Annotated in this window: 10 protein-coding genes and 1 pseudogene; all 11 read right to left on the reverse strand. The window is 47.6% G+C overall.

From position 1 onward, the window contains the following. Positions 1-27: 27 nt before the first annotated feature. The gene (locus BN1360_RS18455; RefSeq protein ID WP_082790135.1) at positions 28-3,156 is read right to left on the reverse strand and encodes a hybrid sensor histidine kinase/response regulator; all 3,129 of its coding nucleotides are present in this window, start codon (positions 3,154-3,156) and stop codon (positions 28-30) included. A gap of 75 nt (positions 3,157-3,231) precedes the next feature. Then, complete coding sequence (locus tag BN1360_RS18460; RefSeq protein WP_068781307.1) at positions 3,232-4,008, reverse strand: SDR family oxidoreductase; 777 nt, start codon at positions 4,006-4,008, stop codon at positions 3,232-3,234. 292 nt (positions 4,009-4,300) lie between these two features. Then, positions 4,301-5,185 carry a YwqG family protein gene (locus tag BN1360_RS18465; RefSeq protein WP_068781308.1) on the reverse strand — a complete coding sequence of 295 codons (885 nt, stop codon included), beginning with the start codon at positions 5,183-5,185 and terminating at the stop codon, positions 4,301-4,303. Positions 5,186-5,242: 57 nt separating this feature from the next. Beyond that, entirely contained in the window at positions 5,243-6,880 is a 1,638-nt protein-coding gene (locus tag BN1360_RS18470) for a thiamine pyrophosphate-binding protein (protein ID WP_068781309.1), read from the reverse strand. Further along, complete coding sequence (locus BN1360_RS18475) at positions 6,877-8,505, reverse strand: ATP-binding protein (RefSeq protein WP_068781310.1); 1,629 nt, start codon at positions 8,503-8,505, stop codon at positions 6,877-6,879. Before BN1360_RS18475 ends, BN1360_RS18470 begins: the two co-directional genes overlap by 4 nt. An 80-nt stretch (positions 8,506-8,585) precedes the next feature. After that, complete coding sequence (locus BN1360_RS18480) at positions 8,586-9,572, reverse strand: TlpA disulfide reductase family protein (RefSeq protein ID WP_068781311.1); 987 nt, start codon at positions 9,570-9,572, stop codon at positions 8,586-8,588. A gap of 2 nt (positions 9,573-9,574) precedes the next feature. Beyond that, entirely contained in the window at positions 9,575-10,045 is a 471-nt protein-coding gene (locus tag BN1360_RS18485) for a hypothetical protein (protein ID WP_068781312.1), read from the reverse strand. A 354-nt stretch (positions 10,046-10,399) separates the two neighbouring features. Further along, positions 10,400-10,549 (reverse strand): annotated as a pseudogene (locus tag BN1360_RS26025) (glutathione-dependent formaldehyde dehydrogenase); the annotation flags it as partial. 77 nt (positions 10,550-10,626) lie between these two features. Continuing rightward, complete coding sequence (locus BN1360_RS18495) at positions 10,627-11,475, reverse strand: NAD-dependent epimerase/dehydratase family protein (protein WP_068781313.1); 849 nt, start codon at positions 11,473-11,475, stop codon at positions 10,627-10,629. Between the two features lie 82 nt (positions 11,476-11,557). Further along, complete coding sequence (locus BN1360_RS18500) at positions 11,558-12,505, reverse strand: NAD-dependent epimerase/dehydratase family protein (RefSeq protein WP_218652928.1); 948 nt, start codon at positions 12,503-12,505, stop codon at positions 11,558-11,560. A 395-nt stretch (positions 12,506-12,900) separates the two neighbouring features. Continuing rightward, complete coding sequence (locus BN1360_RS18505; RefSeq protein ID WP_068781314.1) at positions 12,901-13,536, reverse strand: TetR/AcrR family transcriptional regulator; 636 nt, start codon at positions 13,534-13,536, stop codon at positions 12,901-12,903. Between the last annotated feature and the right edge of the window lie 17 nt (positions 13,537-13,553).

Here is a 13,553-nt window from a genome sequence, read left to right on the forward strand (position 1 = left end):
TACAATCCGCCGTAGTTCACATACAACTCAACTGTCATATACATAATAAGTAACTTTGGTGCCTGCGCCCAACACGCTTTCAATATGAAGACCCGAACCGAAATGCCGTTTTAAGCGCTGATCCGTATTGATCAGGCCAACTCCCGAACTGCGATCCGCTCTTCTCTCCAGTACTCGCTGCAATTGAACCTCATCCATGCCAATTCCGTCGTCTTCGACGGTAACCTCGGTATGTGACTCATAGACAGCAATCCGAATGATCAGCTTTCCTCCGCGGGTGCGCTTCATGATGCCATGTCGTATCGCATTTTCGACTAAAGGCTGGATGGATAGAAACGGGACTCTCAATCGTTCACACTCATCAACCTCCCATATCACCTCTAGCCGTTCATCAAACCGGACCTTCTCAATATATAGATAAGAGCGTACCAGACTAAGCTCCTCCTCGATCGGTACAAGCCCATCCATATGATGAAAGCTGAACTTATGCCTTAAGAAGTGGCTGAACTGATCCAGCAAATCACGCATCTTATCCAGATTAACATCACTTAGAGCCGCGATAGCGTTCAATGCATTAAATAAGAAGTGAGGCTGAATTTGCGCTTGCAGCCAGGCTGCTTCTAACCGCAACTGCTCCTGGACGCTTTGTTTTATCGTGACGAGTGCCTCGATCCGGGATCTGATCTCGATAGCTTCCACCGGCTTGGTCACGTAGTCATTGGCCCCGGCGAGGAAACCGCATTGAATGTCCTTCGGTTGGCTCCGTGCCGTAAGAAGCAGGACAGGAAGCTCGGTCAGGGTAAACCGCTCGCGAATGATTCGTGTCAGCTCATAACCGGACATCTGCGGCATCATAATATCCGAGACAACCAGATCCCACTCCTTGGCGTCCAGGACTGCCAGCGCTTCCTTGCCGCTTGTGACCATCGTCGTATCATACTCCTCGTACGGCAAAATGGCTTCGAGTACCTGCAGGTTGACGGGATCATCATCCACAACGAGTATGACCGGTCGCTCGCGGCTGATTTCAGCGGAAGCGGTTGGGTTCGCCATCGAGGTCTTTGCTATCGGAGTCGGCTCCTCTTTCTCCAGACTGGCTGAGACTTGATGCAGTGCAGGCATATGACCGGTTGTCAGCTGGGCATAAGAGTCCGAAATCGTATAGATTTCATTCTCTATCTCGGCATCATCAGACGCAAGCTGCAGCGAAAAGGAGAATTGGGATCCTCGTCCGAGGATAGACGATACTTTGAGACGACCTCCATGCTGTTCAACCAGCTGCTTGCTGATACTCAGGCCCAATCCAAAACCGCCTTCAATCATCGTGTCATTCGCGGCTGCTTGTTCATAGGGATGAAATAGACGCTTGAGCATGTCCTCATCCATCCCCATTCCGGTGTCGGCAATCTCGATATTGGCTCTGCCATCCTGGATAGTGGCTTTAATCGATACCGTTCCTTCATTGGTGTATTTCACCGCATTATGCAGTAGATTAAAGACGATTTGCACGACCCGATTCTCATCCGCAAGGACTGGCGGAAAATCCTCCGCAACCTGATTGACAAATTGAACGGATTTTACTTCGGCATTAAATTGCAGCATATCCATGACTCCAGTAATGACCGGTTGCAGGCGGATGGCCTTTTTATACAGACGCGGATTGCCTTCCCGTAAGCTCATCACGTCAATTAAATCATTTAATATCAGGCTGAGGCGCCGCCCTACAGTGAGAACCGTTTCAAGCTCTTTGATGCTTCTCTCCTGCAGCAGATGACGTTCCCTCTTTAATACCGATTGCGACATGTTCAAAATACTATGCAGCGGATTTTTAAATTCATGTGATGTATTGGCTAAAAATTGATCCTTATGGTCGTTCATTCTTTGCAAGGTGGCGGCAAGCTCCTTGGTATTGGCATGCATTCTGAAATAGTCTTTAAACCAGACCGAAGCAAGGCACCCCATTGCAATAATCAGATCAAATGGATAATGAACATAGCTCATACCGCTATCTCGCCAGAATAATGACCAGAGGACATGATGAACCAGTGCCAGAATCGAAGATAACAGCAGCAGGTTGCTCTTGATATCCTTGCTGACTAGCTTGAAGATAGCTACCAATGCAATCGCCGCTCCAGTAATCCCTAACAGAAAATATAGCGGGAAGAGCATAATCACCTGATTCGGTGCAAGAAACAACGTAATGACCGCCGTACCTAAGATTAATCCCTTATATAACGGGTATATCCTGCGCCAATATCGCAGCATGCGGTGGTTCGTACACTCCAACAAAGCATAGACGCCGATCATTAATGAGACATTAGAGAGCCGAAAATCCCAGCCCGCGCCCATATAAAAGAGTTGATGGAACAGCTTCTCATCATTGCTTAGCACATTTGAAAAGGTGATACACAAGGTCAACAATGAAAAATAAAGCAGACGCTTCTCTTTGTTGCCAAGCAGGTACAACAGAAGGGCATAAATGGAATGCATCAAAAAGATAATGACTGCTAGAAACTGCATTGAAATGGACAGCTTCATCTCTCGGGTAATAGCGGCTTCCGAACCGAATTTGATGGAACGAATAATCCCGCTGCTTCGGCTATCCACATAGTTAGCCGCCTGAATGACCAGATCGATCTCGCCCTTCTCATCCGCCGCAAATGTAGAGGAATAAGGGAGGTTCTTGGCTGTATATTTATCCTTTGTCTCCCCGATCTGCCCGGACCTGGCCAGCAATCGGCCATTGACGTATAACTCGGAGGCCGTGCGTACACTTGGTATGCGAATACCATAGTTCATGTCCTCCGTCGGATCTACATGAATGCGCAAACGATAAGAACCGTAGCCATAGGGGGTTGGCTCCTCGGAATCCAGCGCTTTATTCCAGCCTCCGGGGACATCAATAAATCTAAGGGGACTCCCGTTTGGTATTTGGAGCAGCTTCCCATGTATCAGCCATTGTGAAGGATAGAATTCCCACTTTCCATCCAGCAACAGGATTTTACCGTCCTCTGCGTCCCAATCATGTAAATCCAACTGACCATTCTGAATCGAAACACGCGCCCGCTGGGGAGACACCTCCATCCACAAAATACGCAAAGCGGACAAAGCGACTATAAATAGAATTAGCAATATCACTACATGATTCTTCTTCATACCGTTATTTGGCATAGCATCTGCCAAGGAACATTCCTCTCTTTGTCTTTATCTGTTATTGCAAAGTACGTTACATTACCAGAAGCCCCCGTCGGAGTGAATGATTTGTCCCGTAATCCACTCCGCTTCCTCACTCGCCAGAAATGCGATAAGCTTCGCGGCATCTCTCGGTTCACCGAGGCGACCCATAGGAAATCTGGGCAATAAGTGTTCCTTCAATTCACGAGACATCCATCCACTGTTTGTGGGTCCGGGATCTACAGCATTCACCGTAATTTTAAGCGGCGCCAGTTCAATAGCAACGGACTTAGTGAAGGTAGAGACAGCTCCCTTGGTCGCTACATAAGCCAAATTGCCTGGCTCAGGCGACTTGTCCTGACCTGACACCATATTAATAATTCGGCCCCCATGCTTCCCTTCGATTTGTCGCGCAAACTCTACCATTAGCAGACAAGCTCCTCTCACATTCATCGCATAATGAGCATCAAGGATATCCGCTGTGATCGAACGAAAATCTACATCTACCGAATGGGTTGCATTATTTACAAGAATGGATGGCGAGCCTAATCTCTTATGAACTTCATCAAGCAGGAGCTTGGGGGCATCGGGGAGCGTGAGATCTACTTTCATCGATTCACACCTTACCCCAAGCTCGCGGATCTCCTCCATCAGCTGCCGTGGCCAATCCATATCCTCTTCGATAAAATAATCCATTTTCCGGTCATACCTGGACCAGTGCGTAAAGAATATATCAGCGCCTTGTTGGGCCAATTCTCTACAAATTGCCGTACCAATACCATTTATCCGGCTAGCGCCAGTAACAATGGCAATTTTGTTCATTAATTTTGTCATGATTAGCATCTCCTTGCGGGAACGCCAAACAACGTACTATAGGAGATGAATGCGCACCAACCAAAAAAGCGAACACCATAAATTGGTATTCGCTCGGTGCGTTTATAGCACATGAATTCAGCGATCCTATAATGGTCTAATTAGAAATGGACAATTGATCCCTTCCTGCAAAGGGAATCCGCAAAGCCATTCAATTATGGAACCATTAAAGGGTACCTGCCATTATAATTCATGCTCCTCTCGTACATCTCCTGCCTCATATCGTATCACAATTACAAATTATAGTAAAACATTAACTCGAATATAAAGAGCAATAAGTATGTGAGAAATTCCCTGCCAATAGGTCCTGCTTGCGAATGAAAAATTGCAGTTCCCCAGCGTCCCACCAACAGAACCCAACCTCTTGATCCGAGTCCAGGGCAAGAAGCAGAAGCGTATCCCGAACCTCCTGCTCTGCCTTGTGCGCATCGCCTTTCAAGTGAGCGGCGATTTGCTTCATCGCATCCTGTACGGAATAATTGTACTCCGCACCCGTCAGCATTTGCAGCGCCGCCTCATATTCACAATCCCCGTGCTGGGTCGCAGGATATCCAAACATAACGGCAAGATCGTTCGAGTTCGCTTCCGTCAGCTCAAAGCATAAGTCCTCATATTGCTCGTAATCATGCTCCTCATCCTCCACCAGCTCGTAATCCACATAACCATAATTCGGTGGCTCCATCGTGGATCTGGCTTCCACCCGATAACCCTTGAATTGCTCCTCCAGCGATGTTTGTTCAGGAGCCAGCCGACGATGAGCCTCCTCTAGCTCCTCATCTCGCAAATATAACACCTTATGTTCAATATTGTAGGCAGGCTCATCCACGCCCACAAAGAAATAAAGCATCCCTTCCTTAGGAAGCAGCGAAGACTCCTCCTGAGCCGCTAATTCACTCAAACGCAGTTGAGCGAGAAACGTCATCGGCGTTCCCTCCGAATCGAGCGGCCATTCCACACCCACCGGCAAATCCGGATCCCCCCCAATGCGGGAGGCGCCCGCTTCTCTGTAGTTCTCTATTTCCTTCTTGGACCATCGAATGCCTTGGCGTACGGAAGCCTGTAAATAATCCAGCGCATGTTCAAACTGATGTTCACAGACCAATTGCCCTAGTCTGTTCTTGAGGTTCTCGCTCAGCACCGCTGTTCACCCTCCTTGTATTTCGATTAGATCATCCTGATATGTCATCGGAATGATTTAACCGAGCTTCATTTCCCGTGCTAATGAAGAGGGGATCTCTTCTTTATCCACGATCACATCGATGACGTATGGTTGGTTCAAGGCTAGCGCCTGTTTGAGGGCCTGCTTAAACTCGTCAATCGTCGAACACTTTGCACTATTTGCCCCCATCGAAGCGGCGTAAGCGGCCACATCAAGGGGCTGCTTAAAGATCGTTCCATCCGTCCGTCCGGTAAACTGCTGCATCCCTTTTAAGGCCATATCTAATTGCCCATTATTGATGACGATAAATATAACCGGAAGCTGCTCCGCTACACAAGTGGAAATCTCAGAGCCTAGCATAAATAAACAGCCGTCCCCTGTCAGACAGATAACGTTCCGTTCCCGGTCGGCGAACTTAGCGCCAATGGACATTCCGATTGCATTAGCCATTGAGGCGAAATAAGAATCGAAGAAGAACTTCACACCGGGCTTAAGATCCAGCCAGCGAACAGCGTGATAGCCATGAGCACCGTCATCGGCAAAGATCGTGGTATTCTCCGGAATAATATCACTAACGGCCTGGCAGACCTCAGCAACAGACAGAAATTCCAGAATAGGAAGTGGATCATGATAAGGTGCAGGTGTAGCTGTATGTACAGGAATGGGTTCTTCTTGTGGATGTAAACGTAAAATCTCTTCCAGAGTGGTTCGTAAATCGCCCAGCACAGGCATATATTCAGCTGGAACAATGCCGCCCATAAATTCAGGTGTTATATCAAACTGGATTATCTGCTGAGGATAATGAGAGCGGTCCAGACCAGCCAAAGCCGTATCACTTAACCGCGAACCCATCACCAGGAGCAAGTCAACTCCTGATTCCAGCAAATCCATGGCTCTTCGATGTCCGCCCAGACCCAAAGGTCCATCATACAGGGGATGTGATGAATGAGTGCTTCCCTTGCCACCCGGAGTTGTGACGATAGGGAGCTGGAATCTCTCGGCGAACCCGGCGAGCGCCTCTTGTGCGCCCGAGAGTACTACTCCTTTGCCGGCAAGAATAACAGGCTTGCGAGCACTCTTCAGCCGTTGAACCACCTCTGTCAGATTGGTGGCCATAAAATCGGTCCCTCTGGACGGTAAATGTATATGTGGTTCACTTACGGGTGAGATCATAACATCAAAAGGAATGCACAGATGCACGGGTCCTTTTCTTCCGGTCAAGGCCTCTCGTAGAGCATATGTCAGAATCGCAGGAAACGTATCGGCCCGCGTCACCATCGTGCTAAACAGAGTAACAGGCTTCATAATTTCCGCCAAGTCAATCCCAAATTGCGAAGAATCCTGACATTGCGGGATTCCCATTTCAGCAGCGGACTGATGCCCGGTTATAAAGAGCACCGGCAGACAGTTCATTTTGGCATGCGCTGCGGCTGTAACAAGGTTGGTGCCTCCTGGCCCAGAGGTGGCTACGACAACGCCCAAATTGTTATTCGTAAGAGCATAACCTCCGGCAGCGAAGCCGGATCCACTCTCGTGTCTTCCCAAAATAAACTCAATATCCTGGTTGCCAAATTCCAATACCAGTGGGGCAATCGATTTTCCCGGAATTCCAAATGCATGTGAAACACCAAGGTTTACGAGGGACTCAACTAAGATTTGCACAACACTTTTCACATTGAACACTCCTTTATGTCGTCTAGGTCGTCGCATGTCAAAGGTAAATGAATATTAAAATCCGTACCTATACCCGGTCTTGAATCGATGGTAATTTCTCCGTTGTGATTATTAATAATACGATAAGAAACAGATAACCCGAGGCCCGTTCCATTATCTTTCGTTGTAAAGAAAGGATTTTGAATTTTGGTCAGATTTTCCGGACTGATCCCGATGCCATTGTCAGAGACCGTGATTACCAGACTATTGCCCAGCTTCCTTGTTTTCAAAGTGACGATATCCTTGGGTTCAGAAGCTTCAACGGCGTTTTGCAAAATATTAATCAACACCTGCTTGATCTGAGCAGCATCAGCCAGCAAAATCTCCTCGTCCACGGTACAGTAGTCGCGAGCAAAGCTTATATCATGCAAAGCGGCATGCCCTTCCATAAATCGAAGCACGCTATCCAGAAAAGTGTTGATTTCAATCGGTTTAATAATCGGGACGGAGGGCTTGGACATCGTAACGAAATCGGAGACGAGATTCTTGACACGCTCCAATTCCTCATGAACATAACCCAGATATCGTGTAGTCACAGGGTCCAGCGGCCGTGAACGGGTGATTTGCACAAAGCCCATAATCGTAGTCAACGGATTACGTATCTCATGCGCCAGACCCGCTGCCAGCTTGCCAATCGCCGAGAGCTTTTCACTCACAATTACCTGCTGCTCTAAATAATAACGTTCCGTGATATCGCGAAACTGAGCATATGCGCCTTCAATATTTCCCTTTTCAAAAATAGGAATGATATCCACGAGACAAATCGTATGTACTCCTTTGTCATTGTAGTGGATCTCAAAGTCCCGCTGCGGCAGGCCATTCGTAATCGCTTCCCGAAAATAAGGGCCCAGCTCAGCGATGTGCAGGGACGACCGCCCCACCGCGATGAAGTCCGGAATCATATTGTGCGCGACCTTGTTATAATCCACAATAAGTCCCTTGTGATCTACCAAGAGAATCCCTGTGTCCAGATTATTGACCATTAAATGGTGCAAATCCAATTGACGCTGATTCGTTCTTCTCAGGATCAACTCTCTCGCCATGGACTCTACCATATTAACCAGCATGGCAAGCGGATAGTTGCTAAATTCAACGACACTGGTCATCAAAGAGATTGTACCTTCCAGCACCCCTTGTCCTCCATAACCGTCCGGGAAAGAAAAGGGAACACTATGACAAGCAGAATCGTGTAAAGCAAGATGGAAATGATCCGTCCCTACTGTCTGGAAAGGAATCTTCTTGTCCAGGGCGATCAGCGTGGCGCAAATTCCCACTTCCCGCTCAATGAGCAAACTGCCTTCTTTAATGTTGAGCTGCGATAGATTTTCCTTCATGATCCGATCCCCGAAGGAATCAATAACGAGACCTTTGTCGTCCGTAACGAGAAATAGTACCATCTGCCCATTCAACAGCTTAATGGTGTTCTCTCCAAAAATCTCCGTAACCTCTAGGATGTCGGCATATAGCCTCTGTTGCTGCTGTAAATGTTCTTCAGTCGCCTTTGTTAATGGAGAAGGGACATCGGTTGGCTGCATGCCATTCTCAATACAACGCCGGCGGATCTCAGCAAGGAGATTGTTTGTCATAGGATCGCCACCTCAGGTTAGCAAATTATACTACATTCTCTACTAATTCTTCTATATACTATATCGGTGCTTTAATAGGTTCACCGTATAGGTCTTGCCGCCTTCATCAACGTCTCATAGCTCGTCGCCCCCAAGTACTGATTACGGAGGGTGCCGGAAGGATCAATAATATAGGTGGTTGGATATGCTGTTACTGCGTAATCCCTTAGCACCTCTCCACTCTCGTCCAACACAATAGGGAAGCTAAGCCCTTCTTGATTCGCGTACTTTCCCACAAGCTCATCGCTTCTCTCCTGGCTCGTTGCGTTCACAGACAGCAAGACCACATTCCGATCTTGTTGATCACGATAGAACCTCTCCAAGTGGGGCATCTCAGCTTGACAGACGCGGCACCATGTCGCCCAGAAATTGAGAACAACGGTCTTGCCGCGATAGTCGGATAGCCGAACGGTATTGCCATCCAAGTCCCTCAGTTCAAAGTCAGGAGCGGCTTGATCAACACGGGCGCTCTGGCCAACAGTCCCGTCAAAAATCGTAAAGCCGAGCATGGCGACGAGGAGTAGAATGCCGAGCGATTGGCTCGCGATTTTGGACGTCGATTGAAGCAAGATAGCCAGCAATACGACCGCCATAGCGAATCCCACATAATGAACCGTACCGGATGAATCATCCAGCAGAATAAGAGCAAGGAACGAAACTGCAGCCATTCCGGCTCCCCAGGTTCCTGCTACCTTCAATGCCTCTCGGCTTCCATCCGGGCGATAATTACGCAGAAATAAATAAGCGAGTGAGATGATCGAGGCAAGCCAGACGCCCCTCAGCCCACCGCTAAAGAAGACCAGTGACAACGGATGGCGGATAACACCCTGGAAATCGAATAACATCAGACTGGCTTTCCAGACGATGATCCAGAGGAAAACGGCGTTCCAGGCCCGTCCTGCTCGCCTCTCCCTCTCCGCATGGTTCCGATCCCTGTAACGGACGATCAGAACCCCTGCAATACCCGCTATGAAATAGATCAGCAATTCGATATTCAGTACGAACGTGCCGATTTGCAAATTGGCCAAGGTCAATCGCTCCTTGTGTTTGATTTGAACAGATCCTCGATGACACTAGGATCAAATGGGCTCACGACTTTGTATTCCCAGCTATATTTCTTCTGATTGCTGGACCCGTTATAAATGCGCAGGTAATTCGGACTTCCATAATGTATGCCAAAGGTTGGGCCGCTCCAGGTATGGAACCAGATCTCATATTCATCCCCACTATTCCCCTGCGCAGAACCCTTCCGCAGCCTGATATCGGATAAATTTTTCATCATTGCTGTGATTATCGCTTGATCGGTAATTGTTTGTTCACTTCCGTCCGGTTGATGCCGGTTTTTAATTATCCGCATTTCATTTACCGATTCAGAGGCATTCATCTGGTCGAGAACCAGTTCCTTAAATGAGGTTCGCGTCTGCAAAGCAGAGTATACCCCGGCACTTCCTAAAATGAGCACTGCTAAACTTAAGCAAATATACCAAGTACGGCGCTTCATTTCGGATCTCCTCCTCGCACTCGCAATAGGCTCACTATTCTAGCAATCTCCCCTGCAGTCATAGAATGCATCTATCAATGAAAAAACACCCTCAAGGATAATTTCCATATCTTGCGACATGAACACGATCTCTTGAAGATGTTCAGCTTAGTCCGTCCAGTAATATTTAAATTTTGTATCATCTATATCCATATTAATGGAATTCTTCATCCTAATCAATATTTTGCCGAGCTCCTTACGCAATTAGAGACTTAAGACTTAAGGCTTCAATATAACCTTAATGCAATTCTTCATGATCATTGAAAATACGATAAGCATCGCTCGCTTGTTCCAACGGCGTACGATGCGTAATGGCTTCTGTTCGATATACTCCAGAGCAGACTTCTTGCCGTCCATGCCTACAATCAATGACGACATCGGCCCCACCGTGAGTGATTTCCTTCAGATACTCTCCCATGTCGTCATGCTTGGTGAAGTCAAATGTTCCACATAATTAATTTTCTTTCCCCGCCCGGATAGTTGCTGAATTTTTCCCTCATCATTGATCCGGCATCAGCGGATGATGAAGAGGCTGTGCTAGCTTACATCTGACGCAGCTCCGTTCTCCAGGTAGGATATTGTGGTTCCCAGCCATATACAGTCCTCGCTTTAGTGTTCGATGCTCCGCGTTCCCACCCCTGTCTTCCCTCCTGATATTCCGGAGCAGGGGCTTGCAGGGCTTTTGCGTAGATCGGTAGCCAGTCGATTCCCGCAGCAGGCTCATCATCTACGATATTGACGGGACCGGATGGCCAGTTTAGAGCCAATAATGCCGCATGGGCCGCATCCTTGACATGCAGGAATGACATAACTCCATCTGTAGCCGGAAGTTGATGATTCTGCACTTGCTTCGCCATTTCACCTTGAATGTCATACCATGTCCCAGGGCCATAGAACATCCCGTAACGCAAAATGACATGATCCGCAACTTCAGCCACGGCCTGTTCCAAAGCGACGATGCCATCGATGCTTATTTTTCGCGGTAATGGAGCGTCTAGATCAAGGGAGTCTTCTTCTCTAGCTGGCTGATCACCTGATTCATAGGCCCAGGCGATGCTCTGGGCGATCATTCGCTTCACACCTGCAGCCTTCGCAGCATCCACCAAATTGCGAGTCCCCTCGATTCTGATTCTGGCGTTATCCTGGAAGTTTCGATCGCTCAATGAAGTAAGCTGATGAATCACTACATCCGGCCGGATGTCCTTTATAGCAGAAAATACGGCTTGCCGGTCAAAAATATCAAGAACGTGCTCTTGAGCTCCTAAACCGCGGATCAGCTCCGTACGTCCCGAATCGCGCGTCATTCCAACAACTTCATGCCCTGCTTTCACCAGTTTGGGGAGCAGCAGACATCCGATCACTCCCGTTGCCCCTGCTACGAATATTTTCATGAGTAACGCCTCCACATCTTTACTTTCGAGTTGGTAATTTCTGTGTTAACAAGCAGACTCGTATCCATAATATCACTTTTGATTAGCTTTTCGCATACAGTTTGAACCAATCTAACGTTTCTGCAATCGCTAGCTCATGGGGCGTTGTATCTGTACCAAAGGCTTGCTCATATTTGCTAGTGTTAACAATGAACGGTTTCTCAAATAAATAGAGGGTTTCTTTAATCTCTTTCATGTTGGCGTTGAACAAGCCCATCAGAGATACCAAAAGTTTAGGTGCAATGCGAAATTGGGGCCGCCTGCCTGCCGCCTCATAAACCATATTGACGATTTGTCTCGTCGTTATTGTAGCTGCGCCCGGAATATGCCAAATCTGCCCCAATGCCTCTTCGCGCGCTCCCAGCGTCACCAAGCCTTTTGCAAAATCACGAATATAGAGGTACGTATGAGGAATATCGATATTTCCCAGCACCTCCGCAGCCCTTCCCTCTAGCGCCGCCTTGAAGATTCGTTCCCCCAAAGCGGATTCCAGAACACCAGGACCATAGAAGTCTGCGCCACGGCCGATCGCTGCCCGTACTTTGCCGCGATGATGCGCATCTAGCAGCACATCAGCCATTTGAGCGCGCGTTCTGCCTTTGTGCCCGGTTGCGCCATTTGGTACATCCTCAGTAAGAACCCGATGCTTGCTTCCATACATGTACAGATTATCGCCATAGACGACTTTAGCCTCTTCCCTCACGGCCGCATCAATGATGCCATTCATTATTGGCGGGAACTTCTGCGGCCATTCCGTATAAGGAGCCTTGGCGCAATGATATATAACCGCCGCCCCCTTGCAAGCATGGCCGATGCTATTGCCATCAACAGCATCCCCTTTGACAACCTCTACGCCTGAGGGCACACTAGCCTGACCGCTTCGATTCACCATCCGCACGCATTTTCCCTTGCGAAGAAGTTCCTCCATAACCGCCATTCCCAGCGGCCCTGTTCCGATAACGACATGCAGCTCATCCATCCCTGTAGCCATACCAACCGCCCTTTCCGAAATTGAGATCATAATTCCTATAAGCCAATTATATTTTAAATATTTACTTGAGTAAATTATTTTATTTATGTAAATCAATTTTGTGAGTCAAGGCCATNACCGCCATTCCCAGCGGCCCTGTTCCGATAACGACATGCAGCTCATCCATCCCTGTAGCCATACCAACCGCCCTTTCCGAAATTGAGATCATAATTCCTATAAGCCAATTATATTTTAAATATTTACTTGAGTAAATTATTTTATTTATGTAAATCAATTTTGTGAGTCAAGGCCATTCTTCCCACCCCAAAAAATACCCAAAGCCAATACCGTAAAAACGGTATCGGCTTTGGGGCGAATAACTAGCCATAAATAGCGATAGCTCCATACTTCTTCTATTATTGATTTTCAAGCAATTGAAGATGGACTTCATAGAAGCCATTAATATCAGTGGAAGCGTATTGCTGTGCGGTCAGGAAAGAGCCATAAAAGATCGTAAACAAGACCTTCACCGCATTATCGACGGATATTCCCTGCTTGAGCTGCTGCAATTCTGCGGCTTCTGCCATGCAACGCTTAAAAAGCTCATAAAGATTTGGCGCCTGGCTTCCTATTTCTTCTGCATCGGGGAACAAAAGCCGGATTTCCGCTCTGCTTAAAACTTGCAAATGGGGATGCATCTTCATTTGGGCGAGGAAAGATATTAGGCTTGGCATAATGCCCGTAATTGTCCGGGCTTGCTCTCCGACTTTGTAGAGCAGATGCCTGATCGCATCGAAGCCACGCTTCTGCAGGTGCTCGATTTCGATTATCCGTTCCGTAAGCCATATTTGCATGAAATAGATCAGCACATCTTCCTTTTTCGGAAAAAACTTAAAGAAAGTAACGCGCGATAGCTCCACTTTCTGACAAATCTCTTCTACCATAACTTCATGAAACATCTTATCTTCCATTAAGGACAGGCTTGCCTCATAAAGCGCTATCTTTGCTCTCGCCTTCTTAATCTCCCTTAGTGAAATATCCGTATTGGTCATGCTCATCATCCTATTAT

This window comes from Paenibacillus sp. GM2 (genome assembly GCF_900069005.2).
GTDB lineage: Bacteria > Bacillota > Bacilli > Paenibacillales > Paenibacillaceae > Fontibacillus.